Below are 24,004 nucleotides of genomic sequence, written 5' to 3' on the forward strand. Positions count from 1 at the left end.
AATGGAACACCGCCATGGAAGAACTCATCCGCGCCTACCGCGCCATGGGCAACACCCACGAAACCAACACCCTGTCCATGAACGCCCGCGACATGGCCGAAGGAGCCAAATGGGGCGCATAAACGCCGACTAGCAGCTCCACCGCATGAGGGCCAGAGATCCGGACAGGGTTTCTGGCCCTCATGCTGTCCGGCCCCGGGCTACTGTTGTACGGTCAAATGAGTTGTGTGTTCCATGATTTGGGCAAAGGGGGAGATATGCCCGATCCCTCCTCGGATGATGAGGATGCCACTCACCGCGGCGCGCAGCAGGGCCGGGGTGCCGTGCGATGGCAAGAACCGGGTATCACCAGGCCACGACCGCCTACTGTCGCTGAGGCCAGAGCCCGTGACAAGGCGCGGCGGACGCGCGAAGCCGAACGGAGAGTCGCGGAGGTCCGTGCCCAGAAGGCCGAGGACCGTCGTCGAGTGGGCGGAAACATCCTCATGGGATCTGTGGTCGTGGTGGGTATAGCGGCCGTGGTGGCAGTGGGGTACGCGATGATCGACCGCGACGAAGAAGTGGCGGCCACGTGTGTTCGCGATGGCTCGAACGCCGTTGCGCCCGAGGAGTACTGCGAACGGGGTACCGCATCCTCGGGTGGCATGTTCATTTATGCAGGCTCGCCCTACCGGTACTACTACGGCGGATCGAACCGGGGTATCGGCAGCATCGCTTCCGGTGGAAGTTTAGAGCTGCCGCGGGGCGCGACCGCTCGGAGCAGTTCGGGCACGTCGATCACCAAATCCGGTGGCTCGGGCGACGTAACGAGATCCACGTCGGTATCACGCGGCGGCTTCGGGTCCAGCAGCTCGGGAAGTTCGGGCAGCTGATGCGTCGCCAGCGTGGCCACCCGCGGCTCGGGTGGGAAGAAATCGTTGCTGCCCAAGGGATGTGCTACGGCACCCCGGCGCGGCTGGCGGACGGCAGCGACCGGCCCTATTGGGACGAGTCGGTCCACTATGTCTTCGACATGGATGAGGTGCTCTCCCTGGAGGCGACCGTCGAGGTGCTGCACTCCATGTGCCTGGGTGCCGTCGAACAGGTGATTCTCACCGGGCGCTACGGAGATTTCGGGCTACCGGAATGGACCTGGGAGCATATCGAAAAATCTTGGCGCAGAAGAGATCCACATCTATACGGCAGATTCGACCTGCGGTATGACGGGCAGCGGCCGCCGGTGCTGCTCGAGTACAACGCCGACACCCCCACCTCCCTGCTGGAAGCGGCCATCTTGCAGTGGCACTGGAAGACGGATGTCTTCCCCGATGACGATCAGTGGAACTCCCTGCACGAGCAGTTGGTGGGGCGCTGGAAGCAGATCGCCCAGCAACTCCCCAGTACTGAAACACATTTCACGTGGTCGTCGGCGGATCAGAGCGGCGAGGACAACGTGACCCTGGCCTATCTACAGGAATGCGCAGCTGAGGCCGGGCTGAACACGGTGGGTCTCCCGATCGAGGAGATCGGCTGGGATCACGACCTGAATCGCCTGGTGGATCTGGAAGAGGCGCCGATCGAATCGATCTTCAAGCTGTATCCCTGGGAGTGGGTACTCGATGACGACTTTGGCCGCCACGCGGTGGACCTGCTACCCGAGACTCTCTGGATAGAGCCGCTGTGGAAAACACTGTTGAGCAACAAGGCGATTCTTGCCGTCCTATGGGAGATGTACCCCGGCCACCCGAACCTGTTACCGGCCTACCTTGATGACCCGCACGAGCTGACGGAGTATGTCCGCAAGCCGAAACTTGGCCGTGAGGGTGCCAACATCACCGTGGTGGGAGCCGGGCACGAGACGGCCACGGGCGGGGTCTACGGCGAGGAAGGCTATGTCTATCAGCTGTTGGACCCGCTGCCCCAGTTCGACGGAATGAGGCCGGTCCTGGGCGCCTGGATTGTCGGTGACGAGTCGGCGGGGCTGGGAATCCGGGAGACCGCAGGCCTGATCACCGACGATGGCGCCGCGTTCGTTCCACACCGGATTCCACTGCGGTAGAGAAGAATAAGCACCGGCCTCGGGAAACCGAGTAACCCAGAGAGATCGGGATGGCAACCATGAACGCAGCAGGATATTGGTCGATCGTCGCGCACGGGGCGGCGGGAATCTGGTTGTACGCCGCGCTCGGCTTCGCATTGATGGTCGTCGGATTTCTAGTGTTGGACTGGACGACCCCAGGACCCCTGCGTCAGATGGTCCGCGCAGGCCTCCCCAATGCTGCCGTCGTCACCGCCGCCGGGCTGCTGTCGCAGGCGCTGGTGATTGTGCTGGCCATCTACAGTGCGTCGGGGAACATCGCCGAGGGCTTGTTCCGGACTCTGGTATTCGGGCTGATCGGCATTGCGGCCCAGACGATCTGCATCAGATTGATCGAGTGGGTAGTGGGAGTCGATGTCGGGGACTTGCTAGCGCACGAGAAGTTCGTGCCCGCAGCGGTCGTCGTCGCCGCCGCTTACCTGGCAGTCGGGCTGGTGATCGCAGCCGCCATCCTCTAGCCGGGTGCGACACGGTTCAGCTACGGCACCGTTCGCAGCATGTTTGTAACACCATTGTTCCAGTCAGTAACTTTCCGGTCGATACGGTCGCACGATGGCGTCTCCGGCAACATACGACACATCTGCCCAGGCACCTGAGGAACAGGGATATCACAAGGGGCTGAAGAACCGACAAGTCCAGATGATCGGTATCGGGGGAGCCATCGGCACCGGGCTGTTCATGGGAGCCGGTGGCCGGTTGCACAGCGCGGGACCGGGCTTGTTCTTGGTCTATGCGGTCTGCGGGGTATTCGTGTTCTTCATCCTGCGTGCGTTGGGCGAGCTGATCTTGCACCGCCCGTCCTCGGGGTCGTTCGTGTCGTACGCACGGGAATTCCTAGGCGAGAAGGCGGCATACGTCGCGGGCTGGATGTACTTCTTCAACTGGGCCGCCACCGCCATCGTCGACGTGACGGCCATCGCGCTGTACATGCACTACTGGAGTGCGTTCGAGGCGATACCGCAATGGCTCATCGCGCTCATCGCCTTGTTCATCGTGCTCACCATGAACACCATCAGCGTCAAGCTGTTCGGCGAGATGGAGTTCTGGGCGGCGCTGATCAAAGTGGTTGCCATCATGGGGTTCTTGGTCATCGGGACTGTCTTTTTGGCGGGTCGTTTCACGATCGAGGGCGCCAGCACGGGGCCATCGGTGATCGCAGACAACGGCGGCCTTTTGCCGGCCGGTCTCATGGCTTTGGTCATTGTCACCTCGGGAGTCGTCTTTGCGTACTCCGCCGTCGAGCTGGTCGGCATAGCCGCGGGTGAGACGGAGAACCCGGAGAAGGTGATGCCCCGCGCCATCAACTCGGTTGTGTTCCGCGTCGCGGTCTTCTATGTGGGTTCACTCATCCTGCTGGCGCTGCTGTTGCCCTATGGAACCTACAAAGCCGGGGAGAGCCCGTTCGTCACTTTCTTCTCCCGGATTGGCGTGCCGTACGCCGGTGACGTGATGAACTTCGTGGTGCTGACGGCGGCGCTGTCGAGCCTGAACGCGGGTCTTTACAGCACGGGGCGGATCCTGCGTTCCCTTGCGATGAACGGCAGTGCACCAAAGGTGTTGTCACGCATGACCTCCGGTGGCGTCCCATTTATGGGCATCGCGGTCACCGGCACTTTTACGCTCGTCGGGATATTCATGAACCTGGTCATCCCCGCCGAGGCTTTTGAAACCGCCCTGGATCTGGCGGCATTGGGAATCATCTCGTCGTGGGCCACCATCGTGATCTGCCAGATCCAGCTGTACCGGTGGTCGCAGCGGGGCATTCTGCAGCGAGGCAGCTTCCGGATGCCCGGAGCGCCGTACACCGGGTACCTGACGCTGGCGTTCCTGGCGGCCGTGGTGGTGCTGATGTGTTACGAGAACTGGTGGAACCTGATCGCGATCGTGGTACTCGTCCCCGTGCTGACCGCGGGGTGGTACCTCTGCCGGGGCCGCGTGCTGCAGCTCGCCCGCGACCGCATCGGGTACACCGGTGCCTATCCGGTGATCGCGCATACTCCCATGCTGGACGACCCGCCGGGCGGCAGGAACAGGTAGCACACCCGCTGCTCGCTGACGGCGCATGCGGTGCCGAGTTGGTGGGGCCATCGGAATCGTCGGCTCGCCCGGCAGGCATGCGAACCGACGCCGCTAGCGCTGCGCTTTGCAGACGTTGAGGATGGCTTGGCCCTCATTGAGTATCTGCTGTACGACCGCGTCATAGGCGGTGGCGTCGGCGCCTGCTTCACGGGTTCGTTTCACGATATCTACGGCTTGGTCGGCAAGGTCGGTCAGGTGCTGAACCCGCTCCGCGAGATTCTGATCGGACAGTTTGGGGTGGTTGCGCATACGGTTGGCCCAGTCCTGATAGGCGCTGAGCGGCGGTCCGTGGGGCCCAATCAGATCGCCTTTGGTGAGATCGCGATGCTCGTCGTCGACGTAGATCCCGAGCACGCTCAAGGCTGTGTCGCAGTCAGTGGGCTTCTCGCTGCCGTTGAAGGCAGTGAGGCCGCCGACGATGGCCCCGGCGACTGTGGCGGCGATCAGTAGACGTGACCGCGACGGGGGCTGATAGCGAGGCAGCACCGCGGGTGCGGCCTCGGGATGCGAACCTGCCGCGGCGTCGAGCAGTTGCATCTGATGCTGTACCCGGCGGAAGTGATACTCGCTCCAGCAGGTTAGTGCAGACACCGCGAGTGCGAGAAGTAAGTAGCCAGAACCCCGTCGAGCGCCGTCGCTGTAGAAGATCAACAAAGCTCCGCTGATCATCAGCAGGATCGGGAGCCACCAGAGGCGAATCAGCCAGCGGGGCATCTGCTTTCGTGTCTCGAGCATGACGCTGCCCATTTGGATCGCTGCCGCTAGCGCGGCCGGGTCGTCGGGCGGATCGCCGCGCCAGACAGCGGTGAGCGCCTGCGAACGTTGGTGCCTGTCGAGCCCGGCGACTGCAGCCGTGCAGTAGCGGTGCGGTCGTTGCTGAATACCGATCGCGAGGGCCGCGATGCCGACCACGACGGCGCCGGCCTGGAGTGCCAGCCAGCGGGGATCAGTATCGCGATCACCGAAGTACAGCAGCCAGAACGGAAGGTACAGCACCGCCGCAGCAGCCGCGGTAACCGCTAATCGCACCCACCACGGCTGCAGCAAGAATCTAGTCCCCATGGTTGCCAGTGTGCCAGATCGTCGATGCGGCCTGCACCGTGGGGCTACCACGGTATGTGGAAATGAAGTGGTCATTCAGCGATTCGGGCAAAGGTCGCGCCACCCAGTCTAGGAATCTGGCGGTGCCGTAGCCAGAAGCAGAGGCGGCGGAGCTAGAAGTGGACAAAGGCGGCTAGCGAGCAGCGTTGATCGCCTTGAGGATTCGTTGCTCGCTGACGGCACGCGCGGTACCGAGTTGTTGGGCCCACAGGCTCACCCGCAGCTCCTCGATGAACCAGGCGATATCCCGGATATCGGAATCATCGGATCGCCCGGCAGGTAGGTCACGCAGCAGGTCGTCAAAGGCGTCCTCGACGGCGTGCACTCGGTGCATCAGCCCGCGGTCGGTCTCCACCCCCTGCGACAGCCGCTCGAGTCGCTTGCCGATGGCGGTGACATAGCGCGCCAGGTCCAGCAGTCGCGCGGCGCCGGTGGCGGTGACGAACCCGATCGGGAGCAGTCCGCCGAGTTGTTCGCGCATATCGGCGATGGCATCGGATTGGGCGACAGGGGCTTTGGTGGGCAAAGCCACCTGCACCTCACTCCAGGCCGCCACTACCTTCTCGGCACGGCGCAGAATGTCGAGGGTAGTTGCCGCGAGACCCTGCGTGGCGTGGTCCCGCAGCGCGGTGAACTCTGCTCGGGTCCAGATCGGCGTGGGCGCCAGCAGATCGACCGCGGCGTCGGCACAGTCGTCGAGCAGGGCCGCAAGCGAGCCATCCGGATTTGACGAGAGCAGCAGTTTGGACCGTGGATCTAGGCCCCGTTCAACGGCTTTCATGGGTGACGGAATCGACAGGCGCAGCAGGCGCCGGGCGCCGGTGGCCATGGCGGCCCGCTGCTCGGCAGCGGTGGCGAACACCCGGATGTCCACCGAGGTACCCGCGTCGATCAGCGCCGGGAATCCGCGCACCGTGTGCCCGCCGCTGAGTTGTTCTACGGTACGGGGCAATTCGGTGAGATCCTCGGGCCAGGCGCGTAGACCGTTGCGTTCCCACTCCCCGGCCACCGCTGTTGCCACGGCCCGGCGTGTGGAGCCCGCGAGCCGTTCCTGCAATGTGTCGAGATTCTTGTCGCGCGCCACCTCGGTGCCGTCCGCGGATTCGACGACGAAAGTCATCCGCAGGTGCGGGGGCACCTTGTCGAGGTCGAAGGCATCGGTGGGCACACGGATGCCGCTGATCCGATGCAGCTCCCGGCCCAGCGCGTACACCAGGGGTTCGCTCCCGGGTTCAAGATTGGTGAGCACCGCGCGGGCGGTATCGGGTGCGGGAACGAAGTTGCGGCGCAGATCCTTGGGCAGGGAGCGGATGAGCGCGGTGATCAGCTCCTCGCGCAAGGCCGGTACGTGCCAGGCGAATTCGTTGCCTCCGAGACGGGCGAGCACCTCCACCGGGATATGCACGGACACGCCGTCGTCGGCGGCACCCGGTTCGAATCGATAGCTCACCGGCAGCGCCACATCGCCCGATCTCCACGTGTCGGGCATATCGGCGGCCGCGTCCTCGCTACGCAGCAGATCGTTGCGGGTGAACGTCAGTAGATCCGGCGTCTGGTGCCGTTGCTTGCGCCACCAGGCGTCGAAATGCCTCGCGGAGACGACATCCTCCGGAATCCGGGCCGCATAGAAGGAGTAGATCTCGTCATCGCCCACCAGGAGATCGCGTCGGCGTGCCTTGTCCTCCAGCTCGGACAGTTCCTGTAGCAGCTGGGCATTGTCGCGGACAAAGTGATGCTTGGTCTCCCAGTCGCCCTCGACGAGGGCGTGCCTGATGAACAGCTCGCGGGCGAGCTCGGGGTCGACCTCTGCGTAGCCCACACGGCGGCGCGGTACCAGCGGCAGTCCGTAGAGGGTTACCCGTTCGAAGGCCATGACGGCTCCGCGTTCGGCATCCCAATGCGGCTCACTGTGGTTGCGCTGCACCAGATCTCCAGCGATCCGCTCCACCGACTGGGGTTCGACGCGGGCCGCGATGCGCCCATAGAGCCTGCTGGTCTCCACCAGGTCTGCGACCACCACCCACCGGGGCGGCTTCTTGGTCAGCACCGACCCGGGAGCGAGCACGAACTTGGTGTTGCGCGCGCCCGAGTAGTCCCGGGTGTCGCCCTCGCGCAACCCGATATGGGATAGCAGACCGGCGGTTAAGGCGGCGTGGACGCGCGCCGGATCGGCCTGCTCTCCCGATTCCCGGATACCGAGGTCGCGCGCGATGCTGCGCAGCTGGCCCACCAGGTCCTGCCATTCCCGGATCCTCAGATAGTGCAGGAACTCGTCACGGCACGTGCGTCGAAACGCACTGCCCGAGAGCTGGCTTCGTTGCTCCTGGAGGTACCGCCAGAGATTGAGGTAGGCGCTGAAGTCGGAATGGTCATCGGCGAACCGGGCATGCTTTTGCCGCGCGGCCTCCTCACGATCTGCCGGACGCTCCCGCGGATCGGGAATCGACAGTGCGGCCGCGAGCACCAGGATTTCCCCGACGCAGCCCTCAGAATCGGCTTGCAGGATCATCCGTCCGATCCGTGGGTCGAGGGGCAGTCGCGCCAGCCGGCGCCCCAGCTCGGTGATGGCACCGTTCGCATCGAATGCGCCGAGCTCCTGCAGCAGCTGCACACCGTCGCGGATGCTGCGCTTGTCGGGCGGATCCAGGAATGGGAAGTTCTCGATATCGCCCAGCTGCAGGGCAGCCATCTGCAGGATGACGGCGGCGAGATTGGTGCGCAGGATCTCCGGATCGGTATAGCGCGGGCGAGCCTCAAAGTCCTGTTCGGAGTACAGCCGGATACACACACCCGGTGCGGTACGCCCGGACCGGCCTGACCGCTGCGCGGCCGAGGCCTGTGAGATGGGTTCGATCGGAAGGCGCTGCACCTTGGTACGCCGGCTGTAGCGGGAGATGCGTGCGGTACCGGGGTCGATGACGTACCGGATACCGGGAACCGTCAGCGAGGTCTCCGCGACATTGGTGGCCAGCACCACGCGCCTACCCGTGTGCGCCTGAAAGACCTTGTGCTGCTCGGCCGTTGCCAGCCGTGCGTACAGCGGAAGAATCTCGGTGTTATGGAAGGCGCCACGCAACGCCTCCGTGACGTCGCGGATCTCGCGCTCGCCGGACAGAAAGACCAGCACGTCTCCCGGCGGCTCGTCTTCTAGCTCGCGGACCGCATCGGAGATGGCCTCGGTTTGGTCGCGCATTTGGGTGCGGACGATCTCATGATCGGGGTCATCGGGATCGTCTCCGGAATCGCCGGGTACCGGAACCTCCAGCGGCCGGTACCGGATTTCGACCGGATACGTCCGACCCGAGACCTCCACGATGGGGGCGTCGTTGAAGTGCGCCGAGAAGCGTTGCGGCTCAATGGTGGCCGAGGTGACGATGACTTTCAGATCGGGCCGCTGCGGTAACAGCTCGCGCAGATAGCCGAGTAGGAAGTCGACGTTGAGGCTGCGTTCGTGCGCCTCATCGAGGATGAGGGTGTCGTAGCGCTGCAGCCGTCGGTCGCGCTGGATCTCCGCGAGCAGGATGCCGTCGGTCATCAGCTTGATCAGGGTGCGGTCGCTCGCCTGATCGGTGAATCTGACGGTGTAGCCGACGGTTTCGCCGAGCGGAGTGCCCAGCTCCTCAGCGATGCGCTCGGCGACGGTGCGTGCCGCCAGTCGGCGTGGCTGGGTGTGGCCGATGGTGCCGCGGATACCGCGTCCCAGTTCCAGGCAGATCTTGGGAAGCTGTGTGGTTTTCCCCGATCCGGTTGCTCCGGCGACGATGACCACCTGATGCGCGGAGATGGCTTTGGCGAGCTCCTCGCGATGTGCGCTGACGGGCAGATCCGGGTACGCGATCGTCGGGATCGCAGCGATCCGGGTGGCGACCAATGCTTCTGCCGCGGTGATCTGCTCAACAAGCTTCTCGGCATCGGCCGGGCTGCGCAGGTTCTTGATACGGCGGCCGAGCCGGGACGCGTCGCGAATCGTGAGTCCGTCGAGGCGTGCGCGCAGCTCGGCGCGGGACAATTCGGACACTCCGGCAACGATAGGCGGCGGCGTGCCCGGCCTTGGTGGCCGCCTCTAGATTCTGTCGGTAAAGCTGCCGTGAAATCCGGGAAAGTGGCGACCGGGAAGGATCGCAACGGCGAGCGCGGGGCCCTCGATGGCGGCGGCATCGAGGATATGCAGCTCTGTTCGATGTGCACCGCTGTTGTAGGCGACTGCGAGTATCCAGCCCTCGTCCTCCTCAGCACCTGGATTCTTCGGGACGAATATCGGCTCGCCTGCCACTACGCCGGGCGCGAACGTGTGGCCACGTTGCGTGTCGGTGGCGCGGTCGAGTTTCACGATCATGTTCTGATCGGCTTCCCGCTGGGCGGATAGATACGTATAGCGGTGTTCGTGGCCCGTTCGACGTTCGTCGTGCGTGGGAAATTCCGCAGGGGCCGTGGGGTAATCGGTAACATGCACTCTTCCGCCCTGAGTGATGCGCAGTCGCGTTGGCCAGCCCAGCGTGGGCGCCTGGGTGCGGAACTTCTTCAACCCGGCGGTGAGGAAGTCGAAGTCCTGGTGGCGCACGATATCCAGCACGACATCACCCCGGTCTTCGTAGGCGTTGTCGACGTGGACATAGACCAGGGGGTCGCATTCGACGATTCGGTGAGGGCCTCCCCGACGGGGGACCAACACGATTCTCATGCCCTGTTCAGGCCGGTAATCGGCACTGTCGCCCAGTGCCGTGAGGCCTAGGCCGGCCCATCCTGCGCGGATGGGATCCACGGTGATCGGTGCCAACGCGAACACCAAATATGTTGGGGTAATGGCAAAGTCGTGCTGAATGTAGATGTGATCGGTGGGGATCTTGGCGATCTGGGTCAGCCCTCCGTTTGGGTCAACCCGGAAACACCGCAGGCATGCGACGGTGGGCCCTGACAGTGAGGGCGAAACGTCCAGCCCGAAGTTGAACAGTTCGCCGGTATCCGGATCGATGCGTGGATGTGGCGAGAACCTGGAGAATCGCGGCAGCCGCCCGTCGAATGTGCAGGGCCCGATGGTGCTCAGGTCATCTCGGTCGATCTCCCAGGGCCGACCGGCGTCACTGAGTGCCAGTAACCGGTCGGCGTGGATGACGGCGTGAGTGTTCGCGGTGTCGGCGGGCTGCCGGCCCGTGTTGTCCCATAGGTGTTTTCCCTGGGTATAGACGCCGCGGATGTGCGCGCCCCGGCCGCGTGCTTCCTTGCGCCGCTTCGGTGTATCGACGAAGCGTGAGCGGAAACGCACCTCGCCGTCGGCGATCGTGAACTTCACGACTAGTCCGTCACCGTCGAACGGGTGGGCCGCACGGAACCCGCCGTGGTCCCAATCGGCGGGGCCGTTGCGATAGAGGGCGCCGCGGAGCTCCTGTGGCACTGATCCGGTCAGCGGCAGCACGGTCTCGTCGGGGGTTTCCTGTGCGGGCCGGTACATCTCGAGGGCGTCGGCCAGTTGGCTGTCGGCAAGGGTCATTACGAGCTCCTCGGGCTGAGAGTCGGGTCCATTCATATCTGCACACAGCTGTTCGCAGATATGAATGGATTGTTGCCTCGCGGCGGACCAGAAGTCAATGGCCATTCGGAAGCCATTCGGATCGCCGAGCGCCCAAGACGCGACTCGCCACCGTCCCGCGGGTAGCTTCGCACCGATGACCGCGTTCTTGTCCGAGACGGCCTTCACGGGTCGCACCGTTGTCTTGATCGGCGGGGGTACCGGCATCGGGCGGAGTGTGGCCGGGTTGGTGACCGCGGCGGGCGGCGATGTCGTGCTGGGCGGCCGTACCGCTGCCACCCTCGCCGCGGCCGCACGCGAGCTCGGGTCAAGGGCGCGTTGGCACCCGGTCGATACCTCAGAGCCGTCGAGCATCGACGAGTTCTTCACGGACATCGACGTGGTGCACGGGCTGTTCACCACCGCCGCGACCTACGTGACGGGATCGATCGCCGAGCTGTCCGTCGAGGAGGCCGCGACACCGTTCCAGTCGAAGTTCTGGGGCCAGTACCGCGCGGTGAAGACGGCGTTGCCGAAGCTTGCCGAGGATGCCTCGGTGGTGTTGATGTCGGGGGCGGCCGGCGTCCGGCCCGCCGGGAATGCCCCGGCGTATGTCGCGGCCAATGCGGCCATCGAGGGCCTGGCCCGTGGGCTCGCCCTCGAGCTGGCGCCCGTCCGGGTCAATGCGGTGTCCCCCGGCACCGTGGACGGGCACCTATGGAACCAGCGTGCGCCCGAGGTGCGCCGGCAGGCCTTTGAACACATCGCAGCGGCGTCCACCCTGGGCCGGGCCGTCACAGAAGACGAAGTGGCCCAGGCCGTCGTCTACCTGCTGCTGAACACCGGCACTACCGGCTCGACGTTGTACCCCGACGGCGGCTACTCGCTGCGCTGAGCCGGATTACACGCTCCACGCGCTCGCCAGGCCGGCCGAGACCGAAGCCGCCGCCGTCAACAAGCCGTGCCAGGTCTCCGGCTGCAGCTGTTGGATGTCCAGCGGGCCCGCGGTCGCGATATGTGGGTCATACGGAACGGCCACAATGTGGTTCGGCGAGATCCATCGGTGGAATCGGGCGACCATCGCCGCCACCAGACGTTCGGAGTTTCGGCGATCCTCGCGACTGTCATAGCCGCGGACATGGTTGATAACGACGACCATTCGGGGAATCAGGTACTCGTAGCCCTCGGAGATGAGCCATTCGATCGCCCGGACTGCGCCCTCGGCACCGACGGGGGTGGCGGCCGCCACGAGCACCACACCGTTGGCGCTGCGCAGCACGCCCGGCATCACCGGATGCCAGAAGTCCACGCCGGTATCGGTGATGAGCAGGCTGTAGAGCCGCTGCAGCCGATTGTGCGCCTGCGTGTAGATCTCCGAGTTGAGTTCCCCACGGGGACGCACCGAATGTGCGTTGGCGGCAAGCACATCCAGTCCGGTTTCCGAGTTCTGACCGACGAAGAAGCGCAGATCGAAGTTGCGCTCGGGTTCGTGCTGCGCCAGGACATCGGCGAAGGTTGAGGAGGCCGACGGGTCGATCCACGAGGCCAGGTTGGCCGACTGGCCCGGATCGGCGTCGGTGGCCAGCACCATGTCCTTGCGGCGCAGCTCGGACAGCACGGAGCCGAGGGCGGCGGTCATCATCGTCTTGCCGACGCCGCCGTTCCCGCCCAGGACCGCCAGAGAGTGGATACCCCGCCAGGGGGTGCGCACCACGGCGGTGAGCTCTCGAAGTTCGGTCTCTTCGCGGGACTCGCCGGGATTGATGGCGCCAAAACTTCCGCGGTACACCCACTTACGCCAACCAATGGAAGCAGGCCGACGCGGCGGGGGCAGCATCTCGGCACGAAGCTGGGCTCCCAAGGCGTCGCCGATGGCCGGAGGGGGATCGACACGCGGATCGTGGGGCGGGGCGGCATCGACGATGGACAAAGGGCCGCGGGGTAGCAGTTGGGGCGTCGGTTGCGGGGGCAGGGGTTCCTGTTGAGGCTGCTGCTGCGCGGCGGCTGCGGCGCGGAGTCGTTTGGCGTGCGCTCCTAGTTTGATCGGGATGATCGGGCCGGTGCGGTCGAGGATCTCGTCCTCGGAGCCGTCCGCCGGGGAATCGTTGGGCGCACTCACGGAATCTCCTCCTCCACCAGAAGCCGCTTGGCCCCAGCGTTCCGACTGCTCGTTATGAGACAGTTCGTTCTGCAGCGCGGGCAGCATGAAACCCGTTGGTCGCATACGAAAGTCTCTTATGCACGTTGGTCGGAAGGCGAGGGCTGTTACCCACCCGTGTCTGAATCGGCATCAAATGGAACGCGGTTGGTATGTACTCGGTATGGCCGCCGTATCAGCAGGTCACGTCCACGTACATGGTCTTGGTGGTCGTGGTGGTGGTGAAGACGCCCGGACGCTTGTTGCTCGGTAGGCCGTAATCGGACCGAGTGGTGCTCTGTCCGGGACGGACGCTGCTGGCGGTGCACTGGTTGAGGGCCTTGGACCCGGTCTTGCTGACGATCACGCTGTAACCCTGTGCCTGAAGCTCGCTGACGGTCTGCTGGGCGTTCGAGCCGTCGGTCTGGGCGGACGCGGTGCCCAGGGCGAAGCCGAGGGGCGCGAGTGCGAGAGCGGCGGCGGCGGTTCCGGCGATGATGTACTTCTTCATGATTTCTCCTGTGCCAGTAAGGCTTTGAGTTGGATCACCGGGCTGCTTGGTGATACTGCAACGATGCGGCGTGGCGGCGGGAAAGTCTGTCGGGCAAGTGGCCGATCAGGGGGATGATGTTGATGTCCACCAATTGGGGGACACGCCCCGATTTGGCGTGCCAAGCTTGCGTTTGTGCAGGTGAGCGCCGAGCTGGTGCGGGTAGTGGTGGGTGACGATCACCCGCTCTTCCGTGAGGGCGTGGTCCGGGCGCTGACCGGTAGCGGCCAGATAACGGTGGTGGCGGAGGCGGAGAACGGTGCCAGCGCGCTGGCGCTGATCAGAGAGCACCTGCCCGATGTCGCGCTTGTCGACTACCGGATGCCGGAGCTGGACGGGACCCAGGTGGCGGCCGCCGTACAACGCGATGAGCTGCCCACCCGGGTGCTGCTGCTCTCGGCTCACGATGACGCGGCGATCGTGTATCACGCCCTGGAACAGGGCGCCGCGGGTTTCCTGTCGAAGGAGTCCACGCGCGCAGAACTGGTCAGCGCGGTGCTCGAGTGCGCGCGGGGCCGCGATGTGGTGACAGCGAGTCTGACGACGGGCCTGGCCGGCGAGATCCGCAGGCGCGCACAGCGCACGGGCCCGTCGCTGAGTGCGCGGGAACGTGAGGTGCTGCGGATGATCGCGGACGGCAACACCGTGCCGGCAATGGCCAAGGTGCTGTTCCTGGCTCCGTCCACGGTGAAGACCCATGTGCAACGGTTGTACGAGAAACTCGGTGTCGGCGACCGCGCGGCGGCTGTGGCCGAGGCCATGCGTCGCGGGCTATTGGAGTAGCCATGGCGATCCAGCTGGACCGGGTGGCCGACTACTTCACCGCCGAACCCATGCGAGTGTCAGCCTGGCTGCGGCTTCCGTTGATAGTGCTGATCGTGCTGCTCGGGTCGAACCCCAATATCGAAATGTGGCATGACGGCGTGTATTACGGCGTGCTCGCTGTGTACACGGTGTCGGCGATCGTGTGGGTGGCAATCGCGGTTCGTGGACACGTCCCACTGTGGGTGGCCCCCGCCGCCACCGCCGTCGACATCGCCGCCGTGGTGGCGCTATGCGTTGCCTCCGGCTACGGCACCTCAGAATTGCTTCCGGTGTTCTTCCTGCTACCCGTTTCAGTGGCATTTCAAGAACGTCCGGCCGTGACGGCTATCCTTGGAACAATCACCGCTGCAGGGTATTTCGGCGTTCTGGTGTTCTACACCAGGAACGGCAACCTGGACAGCATTCCCGGCGACGAATACGTCACCGTCGCAACATTGTTGTGGTTGGCGATCGTCACCGCTGGGATGTGCTTTGTCCTCAAACGCCGTTCCGAACATGTAGGACAGCTGTTGCACACGCGTGAGCAGCTGGTACTGGAGGCAATGCGCGCCGACGAGCGCCATAACCGTGCAGTCGCCGAACAATTGCACGACGGCCCGCTGCAGAACCTGCTGGCGGCGCGGCTGGAGATCGAAGAAGTGCTTGAACGCCAACCGGATCCGGTGCTGGAGGCGGTGCATTCCTCGTTGCGGGAGACGGCTGCGGCGCTACGCGGGGCCGTGTCCTCGCTGCATCCGCAGGTGCTCTCCGAGCTGGGATTGTCGGCGGCGATTCGTGAGCTGGGGCGGCAGTATGCGGCGCGGGGCACAGTCGAGGTCAGCACCGAATTACAGGAGGTGGGCAGCCCCTCGGTGCAACCGCTGGTTTACCGCGCGGCCAAGGAGTTGTTAACCAATGCCGTGAAACACGGCCGTGCCAAGAACATCCACATGGAGCTCGCTCGGGATGGAAATCTCATCACCCTCGTCGTCGCGGACGACGGCAGCGGATTCGATCCCAGAGGCCTCACCGCATCGGTCGCCGACGGGCATATCGGACTAGCCTCGCTGACCGTTCCCATTGATGCCTCCGGTGGCAGTGTCACCATCACCTCGGCACTGGGCTCGGGCACCCGGGTATCCGTCGCGGTGCCCGCCGACATGGCCTCATGAACGAGGGTGCCCGGCGTCAAATTATGGCACCGTGAGGGAGGTGCCCCGGCCGCAAGAGATGGGGCCTCAAGAGATGGAGAACAGGTGTACGACCTCGTCATCATCGGTTCCGGCAGTGGAAACTCCTTACCCGACGACCGTTTTGCGGATCAGCAGATCGCGATCGTCGATCGCGGTGTGTACGGGGGCGCCTACGGCGGCACCTGCCTGAACGTCGGATGCATTCCCACTAAGATGTTCGTCTATCCGGCAGACCTGGCGGATGAGGCCCGAGACGGGCCCCGACTCGGTGTCGATAGCTCGGTGAGCGGGACCCGATGGGCCGATATCCGTGGACGCGTATTCGGCCGGATCGACCCGGTCGCGGAGGGTGGTCTGCGCTACCGCGTCGAGGACTGCCCGAATATCACCGTATTTCAGCAGGAAGCGCGGTTCATCGCGCCGGGATCCGATACCGAGGGCGACCCGATCCATCGTCTCCAACTGTCGGACGGGACGATTCTGGAGGCAGGGCAGGTGGTGATCGCCGCGGGCTCGCGTCCGGTCATCCCGCCGGTTATCGCCGACAGTGGCGTGTCCTTCCACACCAACGACGACATCATGCGTCTGCCGGAACTGCCCGGTCGGGTGGTGATCGTGGGCAGTGGCTTCATTGCCGCCGAGTTCGCGCATGTGTTCAGTGGCCTGGGGTCGGCGGTGACGGTGATCGCGCGCGGCCCGCGGTTGTTGCGGGCACAGGACGAGACGATCTCGCAGCGTTTCACCGATGTGGTGGCGGCGCGGTGGGACGTGCGCCTGAACACAGAAGTTGTGGCAGCCCGCGAGATCGATAGCGGCGGTGTCGAAGTGGACCTCACCGACGGGTCGACGGTGACGGGCGATGTCCTGCTGGTCGCGACCGGACGCTCCCCCAACGGAGACCAGCTGGATGTGGCGGCGGCGGGGTTGACGCTCGACGAGGAGGGACGCGTGCCGGTCGACCAGTACCAGCGCACACCGGTGCGCGGCATTTACGCCCTGGGCGACGTGAGCTCGCACTATCTGCTCAAGCACGTCGCCAACCACGAAGCCCGGGTGGTGCAGGCGAATCTGCTCGCCGGCTGGGATTCCCCGACCACGGCCAGCGACCATCGGTTCGTGCCGGGCGCGGTGTTCAGCCGCCCGCAGGTGGCGTCGGTGGGATTGTCGGAGGACCAGGCCCGGCAGCGCGGGATCGACGTGGCGGTCAAGGTCCAGGCCTACGGGGATATCGCGTACGGGTGGGCGATGGAGGACACCGAGGGTCTGTGCAAGCTGGTTGCGGACCGCGCGACGGGCCTGCTGGTCGGTGCGCACATCGTCGGTTACCAGGCGTCGGCGTTGATCCAATCGTTGATCACCGCGATGAGCTTCTCGATCCCGGTGCGCGATATGGCGCGCGGGCAGTACTGGATACACCCGGCACTGCCCGAGCTGATCGAGAACGCACTACTCGGACTGGAGCTCTAGACGAGCGTGACGAGGACTGCTCAACGCCCGTGGCTGGTTATCGGTTCAGCGGTGCCTCGTTGTTCATGGTGGAGTACCAGTAGGTGAGCGCGGCGGCAGCGAATTCTATGGCGGCGGCCGCAACGAAGACGTTGTGCGGAATGCCGTTTGCGACCATCGACACCACCCGGGCAGTGGCGAGCAGGCCCATGGTTAGTGCGAGATATTTCAGCAGGGCGGAAGGAATCGGCGAGGTGCGTACCGCCCAGACATACGCGGCGCCAAAGGCCACTAAAAGCGCTCCAGCAGCCCGGGTTTCGCTGTCGAGCGTGGCATTCATCGCTCCGCCTCCGGGGATCGTGGCGGCGGGGAACAGGATTCGCCCTGCGCCGAGTGCGATGAGCGCGAGACCGACTATCCAGCCGAGTGTCTTGAGGGTTCTGATGATCATGTGAGTCTCCTCGTCGGGTTGATATGTGTTGGCCGGGGCTGCCGCGGCTCGTCGCTCTGAACGCGGATCATCGCGGTGACCTCCGCGGCGCGGGCGATGTCAGCTGCATTGGGTTGTCGTTTCGGGTCGAGTTGCACGCTGTGGTACTTCGCGTCGCGGGGAACAAGCTTGATGTGACGTGTCAGATGTTCGGTGATGGCCGGGCCGTAGGTCACCTGTGCGGTGCCGTTGCGCCACCGGCCGCGGATTGTCGCTGCGACAGCTGCGCCGCCGCGCAGGTTGATCCACCAGGGGGAGTCGGTGAAACACACCAGATCGTTGTCATCGCGCGAATAACTGACCGGCACTCGATACGCCGTGCCCGTGCGGCGGCCAGTGATTGCCAACAGCATGGTGTTGTGGCTCATCGTCCAGTGCAGCGGACTTTGCAGCAATGCGCGGACTGCGATGTTGATGGGCTCGGGAATGGTGGGGTGATCGTTCACTCGGGGGTACCTCACTGAGTTGTCAGGATGGTTTTGAGAGCGTCTCCGTAGCAGTGCTCGCGTAGCGCGGCGGGGGCGTCGTCGAATGAAGCCTCGTTGGTGGTGACCAGCTCTGGCTGGAACCTGCCAGTCACCATGAGGTCAAGGACGTCGGGGATGTGCGAGCGGATGTGGCTGCGGCCGATGTGTAGCGTCAGATTGCGCATGTACCCCGCTTGAAGGGGTATGTTGCCGCGCCGGTGCATCGACCACACGCATGTGCAGATCCCATCGGGGGCGGTGTGCCGCAATACGTTTCGCAGTCCGGCTGGGGTGCCGGTGGCGTCCACCGTGAGCGCTGCCACGGGCCAGTCCCGCGGGTGTCGCGGATCGAGAGTCTGGAACCCCAGGGCCGCGGCGCGTTCTTGAAATGCGGGCCTGGCATCGACGACGCTGATATGCGTGGCGCCGAGCGCGCGGGCGAACAGGGCAGCGAACAGCACCGTGGCCGAGGTCAACGGATCCTTGTCGTCGATACGGCCCACGAGCAGAACCTGCGTGTCGGGGTCCGCCGCTAGTAGCCCGGGCAGGTGTGGGGCGATCTGTCGGTAGGCATCACAGATGTTGTCGGCCACGCCTGTCGCCGCAGTCGGCGCGAGGCCCGCCGGCAGGCCGACAAGCATCGCGTCGGCGAAAGGCACCGCCATCAGGTCCGCTAGGGCCCCGCCCCACAAGCCACCGGATAGCCCGAACCCGTACATCGATGTCGGTGGCACCGATAGACAGTTGGCGGTATGACCGCGTCGGCACGCCGTGCATTGGCCGCAACTGATCTGGAACGGAACGACAACCCGGTCGCCGACACGTACCCCGCTCACTTCGGCTCCGATCTGCACGACTTCGGCGACGGCCTCGTGTCCGAGATGCAAGGGCAGTGGAAAGATGCTGCGGCCCAACATCATCGCCCGGTCAGCGTCGCATGTCGCGACGGCAATCGGACGGACCAGCGCACCAAGTGGGCCGGGAGGCGCCGGGCTGGGCACCGCACGCCACCGCAACGCGCCACCGGGTGAGGCGATTAGCCCTCGCATCCGGGTGTGGCCGGGTCGACGGGCCACGCGCACGGCGTTCGCGATTCGGTTGGCCCGCATCGTGACATCACGCTCCAGGCCCACGCGTGCGGCCGACAGCACGTTCGGGGACAACAACCGTGCGTAGTGACCGGCTGCGGTGCGGGGCCGGATCAGTCCACCGCGATTATCGGGCACCGGGCCGCGCGCCCGTTCGTTTCTGAAACGCCATCGTTCTAGTTTGATATTAGGAACCACGCCGTGTCAAGATAATAGAGTGCAGCCATTGGTTCGGCCATATCGGGGCGTGACACCGCAACAGCGGATCGAACAGCGGCGCACGCAGCTCATCGATGCGGCGGTCGATCTGTTTGGGACTGTCGGTTACCGGGCGGCCACCGTCGACGACCTCTGCGCACGCGCCGGTCTTTCGAAACGCTACTTTTACGAATCCTTTTCCAGCAGTGAGGAATTGCTACTAGCCAGCTATCAACGGTGCACGGATGAGATCCTTGAGGCCATGGTCCGTGCCGTCACGGAGGCGGGCACCACCGTCGATGACCAACTGCGTGCGGCACTGTCCGGCTACTTCGGTGCCATCGAAGCCGACCAGCGGCGCGCCCGCATCACGCTGCTCGAAATCCTCGGAGTCAGTCCAGCCGTTTCCGCCGCGTATGTGGCTCAAACCGAACGATTCGCCTACACAGTCCAGGCACTGGCCCCGGACGTCTTCGCCGCCGGCGAGCTCCCCACCGAACAGCTGCATCTCATCGCCCAGGGCATCATCGGCGCCATCACCACGATCGCCGCCCAGTGGCTACTCGAAGACCGCCGCCGCCCCTGCACGCAACTCATCGATGCCAGCCACCTACTGGTTCTGGCCGTGTTGGACGGACTGCCTACCGCGGTGACATAACCACGCAGTGCAGGACCTGACCGCCGCAACCGGCACGCAATCCTGCATATGACGCACGAGGAAAGGGCACAGACATGGAAACGGTTACCGTGCAACGCACTATCGCCGCCCCGCGCCAGGCGGTATTTGATTGGATCAGCAACGCGCACAACTACACTCGAATACGCGGCATCTTTCATGAGCACGTTGCCGAGCCTGGCGAGACGGCACGCTACGGACTCGGCGCTGTCCGGATGTTGGTCGGGGTATTCGGAGTGTTTTGGGAACGCATCACCGCCTACACGCCACCGGAAGTGTTCGATTACCACGTCTACCGCGTGTTTCCCCCCGCGCGCCACGAGAACGGCCGGGTCAGTTTCGCCGAGGTCGACGGCGGCACGCACGTTGTATGGACCTCAAGCTTCGAATTGCGGGTTCCGCTACTCGGGGCATTTCTTACCCGTGCGATTGCGCGGCCACTTTTTACGTATGTCTTCAACCGCGCACTGGATCTCGCCACCGACGACCTCACTCGGCGGCCCAGGCAACGAGCGTGATTCCTGGAGGTTTTGTCCCACCTGACTCCCCACCCATGTCACATCCGAGCGGTCGGTGGTGTCTTAAAGGCTATGACTAATCGTACTGGGAATTCGGTTCAGGGCTATCGGTGGTTCGGAGACTTGGAATCGCCTCTTCTTCGTTGGGGACTTCGCATCGTTGGTGTTGCCTTCATTGCGTACTCGTTCGCGGCGATGCCGCTGCTTGCGATGACCCCACTTGGCGACGAGCACGGCAGCACGATGGGGCACCTCGTTTCGTGGGGCAGCAGCGGTCTTGAGTACCAGGTGATGCTCTGCGCGGTTAACATTGGCATGGGCATTTACCTGGCGTTATCGGGAAACGACCCTGTCAAGTATCGGTATGTGATCGACGTTTTCCTTGTATCGCAGAGTCTGCACATGGTTTCGATGTTCGCGATGGGTTTCATCTCGCCTGCGCATCGCATGCACCTGATCGGCGATGTCCCGGTGGCTACTCTGAGTGTGGTCGTTGTAGCCCTTGTTTGGTTGCCAGTGCGTAAGAAAGCTTCGACGGCAGCCGGTAGGGATTGTCGCCGTGAACATCTGGAAGTGGCCTAGGGCCGGCCACGCCGCAATACCGGACATAAATCCGAGCGAGTGGCCGGTGGCTTCCGATCGCCGACGGCCGTCGATTCGGGTTGATCACAACAGAATTCTGGGCGAGAGGCTTGAGCTCTAGCGCCAGCGGGATCAGCCGGCCATGAACTCGTCATAGGCAGTGGCCAGGCCTGCCGGTAGCACGGTGACATTGCATTCGCGCTGGGCGTTGCCGATCGGGGCCAGAATTCCGCGTAACTCGTGGTACTCCGTGGGATGAGCGGTGAAGTACGTGCGGATGTTGGCGGCCGCCTCGGGCCGGGACTGGTTGGGAGCGGCATCAAACACCGTGCGTGCATCCGGGTGGGCGTCTAGGTACCCGCGGGCCGCGATGGTGGTGGAGTCGACGGTGTCGGACAGTCTTTCGCGGCTGCAGTCCGGTGCCGCGAATGCGGCCGGTGCCACCACGATTGTCGCGGTGAGTCCTGCGATAAGGCTGACTGCGCTGGTGAGCGCGATCTGGCGTAGACGTGCACGGTGGAACTTCATGGCATCTCTCTTTGGGTCAGTCGTGCACTGATCCCCGACCTTGTTCCCGGCCTAGTTTACACTGTACGCAGTATGCGCTAGCGGTCAAATAGTCGCGAGCGGGACCTCTGCGGCGATCAGGTCCAGGAGTGCGGGATACCGCTTGGCCTCCTTGTGGTTACCCGGCTTACCGCTGCTGACGACGCCAACGGACAGCGCACGCGCAGGGTCCGCCCATACCGCGATGTCCACCAGTCCGGTGTGGCCGAACGCGGCGGGTGAATTGCGTCCGAACGGACCGAATCGCTTGGAGCCCAACATGTATCCGGTCCCCCAGCGCATCGGCATGCCGCCGGTCGCCATATCGGGGCGCAGACGTCGGGCCGGTGCCGCCGCGGCGCGGATCGTCTCGGGTGACATGATCCGCACACCATCGAGTTCCCCTCCGCGGCGCAATATCTCGGCGAATCGGGACAGCTCGTTCGCGGTGGAGACGGTGTTGGACGACGGTATTACGCCGGTGAGGAAGAACGGCTGGTTCGACATCGGGATGATCTCGTGCATGGTCCCGCCGACGACCGCCCGGAAGGCCGCACGCATGGGTGCGGGCAGCGGCTTGCCAGTCGGGTGACTCGGTGCGACCAGCGGCACGTCCTCCGGCGCCACACCGTAGTTGGTCCACCGAAATCCAAGGGGATCAAGGATTTCTGTGGCGAGGATGTCGCGGATGCTCTTGCCGGTCGCACCGAGCACGATCTCGCGTATCAATGGTCCCCAAGTCAGTGCGTGGTACATGTGCACCAGCCCGGGCCGATACAACGGCCGCAGCTGACCGAGCTGCTCGCGGGTGTACTCGCTGTCGTTCATCCGGCTGATGTCCGGCCGCGGCCCGGTGGGGATGGGGATGCCCGCGCTGTGCGTCATCACGTGTCGGACAGTGATGCGATCCTTGCCGCGGCTGGTGAAGGTGGGCAGGTATTCGCAGACACGATCGTCGAGCGATAGCGCGCCCCGTTCGACCAGCAGGTGGACCACCGTCGTCGACATGGCCTTGGCTGCCGAGTACACGCAGAACGGTGTGTCGGTGGTGACGGGGATCTTCTCGGCGTCGGCCGGATCGTCGGGCCCATTGCCCCAGCCGTGCCCGATCGCGCGGTTGAGGATCACCTTCCCCTTGTGCCGCAGACACACCTGGATCGCCGGGTGCATACCCGCCTGGTACCAGTACCGGGTGGCCTGCCAAATCCGTTCGACGGCGGCCGGGTCGATCCCGGAGTGATCCTCGTCGGCCGTGTTCGTCACCGAGTCCAGGTCGGCCGGAACTCGTATACGTCCGTCTTCGGTCATGGTGTCCTTCCTACCCCGACCCGGTGACCGGACTCAGAAGCCCAGGTCGCGGCCGATGAGCTCCTTCATGATCTCGTTGGAGCCCGCCCAGATCTTGGTTACCCGCGCGTCCATCCAGGCCCGTGCGACGCGGTATTCCTTCATGTAGCCGTAGCCGCCGTGCAGCTGCACGCACGCGTCGATGACCTCGTTCTGCACCTGGGAGGACCACCATTTGGCCTTGGCGGCGTCGATCGCGGTGAGCTCGCCCTTGCTGTGCGCCAGCACGCCCTGATCGACATACACCTGTGCCGCTTCGAGTTTGGTGACGAGCTCGGCGATGAGGAACTTGTTGTACTGCAGGCTGCCGATCTGCTGGCCGAAGGCCTTGCGCTCTTTGGCGTATGCGATGGTCTCCTCGAGCACTCCGGCCGCATGGGCGATATTGGACACCGCGCAGCCCATCCGCTCCTGGGGCAGCCGCTGCATCATGGCGACGAATCCCTGGTTGACCTCGCCGATGACGTTTTCGGCGGGTACCCGGACATCGGTGAAGAACAGCTCGGCGGTGTCGGCCTCGGGCTGGCCGACCTTGTCCAGCTTGCGGCCGCGTTCGAACCCGGGCATGCCCTCCTCTACCGCGAACAGGGTGATGCCCTTGGCCTTCAGCTCGGGCGCCGTGCGCGCGGCGACGATGACGAGATCGGCGCGTGAGCCGTTGGTGATGAACGTCTTGGAGCCGTTGATGACCCAGTCGTCACCATCCTTGACGGCGGTCGTCTTGAGGGCGGCAAGATCGGAGCCACCGGACGGCTCCGTCATCCCGATGGCGGTGATCATCTCGCCGCTACAGAACTTGGGCAGCCAGCGTTGCTTCTGCTCGTCGGTGGTCAACTCGACCAAGTAGGGCGCCACGATGTCGAAATGAATCGACATCGAGGAGGCTAGGGCGGCGCTGGAGCGGGCCAGCTCCTCCTGCAGGACCGCGTTGTAACGGTAGTCTCCGGCACTGCTGCCGCCGTACTCCTCGGGCACGTCGAGCCCCAGGTAGCCCTGCTTACCGGCCTCTTCCCAGAGCTCCCGATCGATATAGCGCTGCTCGATGAAACTCTCGGCGCGCGGCTCGACGTGACGCTGTACGAATGCCTTGACCGACTCCCGGAACGCCTCGTGGTCCTCGGTGTAGATGGTGCGTTGCATGGTGTTATCGAAGCACGCGTCTAAATTCGGGTGCTGAGGTGTTGGGTGGGGTGATAGGC

General features: G+C 64.6%; 22 protein-coding genes and 1 pseudogene. 12 read left to right on the forward strand and 11 right to left on the reverse strand.

The window, feature by feature from the left end:
- The 5 genes and pseudogenes from MLB1_RS13640 to MLB1_RS13660 form a co-directional block, all read left to right on the forward strand.
- Window positions 1-122 (forward strand): annotated as a pseudogene (locus MLB1_RS13640) (WXG100 family type VII secretion target); the annotation flags it as partial.
- A gap of 135 nt (window positions 123-257) precedes the next feature.
- Window positions 258-872, forward strand: coding sequence for a hypothetical protein (locus tag MLB1_RS13645; RefSeq protein ID WP_180750394.1), 615 nt, complete (start codon window positions 258-260; stop codon window positions 870-872).
- Complete coding sequence (locus MLB1_RS13650; RefSeq protein WP_180750395.1) at window positions 872-2,038, forward strand: glutathionylspermidine synthase family protein; 1,167 nt, start codon at window positions 872-874, stop codon at window positions 2,036-2,038. The genes MLB1_RS13645 and MLB1_RS13650 overlap by 1 nt, the downstream gene beginning before the upstream one ends.
- Window positions 2,039-2,097: 59 nt before the next feature.
- Window positions 2,098-2,535 (forward strand): DUF350 domain-containing protein, encoded by a 438-nt coding sequence (locus tag MLB1_RS13655; protein WP_180750396.1) that lies wholly within the window; start codon window positions 2,098-2,100, stop codon window positions 2,533-2,535.
- A gap of 94 nt (window positions 2,536-2,629) precedes the next feature.
- Window positions 2,630-4,114, forward strand: coding sequence for an amino acid permease (locus MLB1_RS13660; protein WP_180750397.1), 1,485 nt, complete (start codon window positions 2,630-2,632; stop codon window positions 4,112-4,114).
- A gap of 93 nt (window positions 4,115-4,207) precedes the next feature.
- Here the strand turns inward: MLB1_RS13660 and MLB1_RS13665 are convergent, their stop codons facing one another.
- From MLB1_RS13665 to MLB1_RS13675, 3 genes are all read right to left on the reverse strand, one after another.
- Window positions 4,208-5,218, reverse strand: coding sequence for a hypothetical protein (locus tag MLB1_RS13665; protein ID WP_180750398.1), 1,011 nt, complete (start codon window positions 5,216-5,218; stop codon window positions 4,208-4,210).
- A gap of 172 nt (window positions 5,219-5,390) precedes the next feature.
- Window positions 5,391-9,275, reverse strand: coding sequence for an ATP-dependent RNA helicase HrpA (gene hrpA / locus MLB1_RS13670; RefSeq protein ID WP_180750399.1), 3,885 nt, complete (start codon window positions 9,273-9,275; stop codon window positions 5,391-5,393).
- Window positions 9,276-9,320: 45 nt separating this feature from the next.
- A complete protein-coding gene (locus tag MLB1_RS13675; protein ID WP_255485949.1) occupies window positions 9,321-10,745 on the reverse strand; it encodes a carotenoid oxygenase family protein in 1,425 nt (474 codons plus the stop codon).
- Window positions 10,746-10,920: 175 nt separating this feature from the next.
- On the opposite strand from MLB1_RS13675, the gene MLB1_RS13680 reads away from it, so the two are divergent.
- Window positions 10,921-11,658 carry an SDR family oxidoreductase gene (locus tag MLB1_RS13680; protein ID WP_180750400.1) on the forward strand — a complete coding sequence of 246 codons (738 nt, stop codon included), beginning with the start codon at window positions 10,921-10,923 and terminating at the stop codon, window positions 11,656-11,658.
- Window positions 11,659-11,664: 6 nt separating this feature from the next.
- On the opposite strand, the gene MLB1_RS13685 is transcribed toward MLB1_RS13680, so the two are convergent.
- A complete protein-coding gene (locus tag MLB1_RS13685) occupies window positions 11,665-12,882 on the reverse strand; it encodes a MinD/ParA family protein (RefSeq protein WP_180750401.1) in 1,218 nt (405 codons plus the stop codon).
- A 214-nt stretch (window positions 12,883-13,096) separates the two neighbouring features.
- Window positions 13,097-13,411 (reverse strand): hypothetical protein, encoded by a 315-nt coding sequence (locus MLB1_RS13690; RefSeq protein WP_180750402.1) that lies wholly within the window; start codon window positions 13,409-13,411, stop codon window positions 13,097-13,099.
- 195 nt (window positions 13,412-13,606) lie between these two features.
- Between MLB1_RS13690 and MLB1_RS13695 the strand changes: the two genes are divergently transcribed.
- The 3 genes from MLB1_RS13695 to MLB1_RS13705 all read left to right on the forward strand — a co-directional run bounded on the left by MLB1_RS13695 (window position 13,607) and on the right by MLB1_RS13705 (window position 16,914).
- Complete coding sequence (locus tag MLB1_RS13695; protein WP_180750815.1) at window positions 13,607-14,233, forward strand: response regulator transcription factor; 627 nt, start codon at window positions 13,607-13,609, stop codon at window positions 14,231-14,233.
- A gap of 2 nt (window positions 14,234-14,235) precedes the next feature.
- Complete coding sequence (locus MLB1_RS13700; protein ID WP_180750403.1) at window positions 14,236-15,426, forward strand: ATP-binding protein; 1,191 nt, start codon at window positions 14,236-14,238, stop codon at window positions 15,424-15,426.
- 84 nt (window positions 15,427-15,510) lie between these two features.
- Window positions 15,511-16,914, forward strand: coding sequence for a mycothione reductase (locus tag MLB1_RS13705; RefSeq protein WP_180750404.1), 1,404 nt, complete (start codon window positions 15,511-15,513; stop codon window positions 16,912-16,914).
- 37 nt (window positions 16,915-16,951) lie between these two features.
- Here the strand turns inward: MLB1_RS13705 and MLB1_RS13710 are convergent, their stop codons facing one another.
- Genes MLB1_RS13710 through MLB1_RS13720 form a run of 3 tightly spaced genes read right to left on the reverse strand, consistent with a single transcriptional unit; the run spans window position 16,952 to window position 19,076 of the window.
- Entirely contained in the window at window positions 16,952-17,344 is a 393-nt protein-coding gene (locus MLB1_RS13710; RefSeq protein WP_180750405.1) for a DUF4345 domain-containing protein, read from the reverse strand.
- Window positions 17,341-17,829, reverse strand: a complete 489-nt coding sequence (locus MLB1_RS13715; protein ID WP_180750406.1) for a nitroreductase/quinone reductase family protein — start codon at window positions 17,827-17,829, stop codon at window positions 17,341-17,343. Before MLB1_RS13715 ends, MLB1_RS13710 begins: the two co-directional genes overlap by 4 nt.
- Before the next feature lie 11 nt (window positions 17,830-17,840).
- Entirely contained in the window at window positions 17,841-19,076 is a 1,236-nt protein-coding gene (locus tag MLB1_RS13720; RefSeq protein ID WP_180750407.1) for an alcohol dehydrogenase catalytic domain-containing protein, read from the reverse strand.
- 109 nt (window positions 19,077-19,185) lie between these two features.
- Here MLB1_RS13720 and MLB1_RS13725 point away from each other — a divergent pair, with 109 nt between their 5' ends.
- The 3 genes from MLB1_RS13725 to MLB1_RS13735 all read left to right on the forward strand — a co-directional run bounded on the left by MLB1_RS13725 (window position 19,186) and on the right by MLB1_RS13735 (window position 20,912).
- Window positions 19,186-19,794: a TetR/AcrR family transcriptional regulator gene (locus MLB1_RS13725; protein ID WP_219603104.1), complete on the forward strand. Its 609-nt coding sequence runs from the start codon at window positions 19,186-19,188 to the stop codon at window positions 19,792-19,794.
- A 74-nt stretch (window positions 19,795-19,868) separates the two neighbouring features.
- Entirely contained in the window at window positions 19,869-20,330 is a 462-nt protein-coding gene (locus tag MLB1_RS13730) for an SRPBCC family protein (protein WP_180750409.1), read from the forward strand.
- Between the two features lie 72 nt (window positions 20,331-20,402).
- The gene (locus tag MLB1_RS13735; RefSeq protein WP_180750410.1) at window positions 20,403-20,912 is read left to right on the forward strand and encodes a hypothetical protein; all 510 of its coding nucleotides are present in this window, start codon (window positions 20,403-20,405) and stop codon (window positions 20,910-20,912) included.
- A 132-nt stretch (window positions 20,913-21,044) separates the two neighbouring features.
- Here MLB1_RS13735 and MLB1_RS13740 read toward each other — a convergent pair whose 3' ends face one another.
- From MLB1_RS13740 to MLB1_RS13750, 3 genes are all read right to left on the reverse strand, one after another.
- Window positions 21,045-21,440, reverse strand: a complete 396-nt coding sequence (locus MLB1_RS13740; RefSeq protein ID WP_180750411.1) for a hemophore-related protein — start codon at window positions 21,438-21,440, stop codon at window positions 21,045-21,047.
- 84 nt (window positions 21,441-21,524) lie between these two features.
- Window positions 21,525-22,766, reverse strand: coding sequence for a lipase LipE (lipE, locus tag MLB1_RS13745; RefSeq protein ID WP_180750412.1), 1,242 nt, complete (start codon window positions 22,764-22,766; stop codon window positions 21,525-21,527).
- A gap of 33 nt (window positions 22,767-22,799) precedes the next feature.
- Window positions 22,800-23,945, reverse strand: a complete 1,146-nt coding sequence (locus MLB1_RS13750; protein ID WP_180750413.1) for an acyl-CoA dehydrogenase family protein — start codon at window positions 23,943-23,945, stop codon at window positions 22,800-22,802.
- Window positions 23,946-24,004 lie beyond the last annotated feature (59 nt).

The organism is Mycobacteroides sp. LB1 (assembly GCF_013449725.1).
GTDB lineage: Bacteria > Actinomycetota > Actinomycetes > Mycobacteriales > Mycobacteriaceae > Mycobacterium.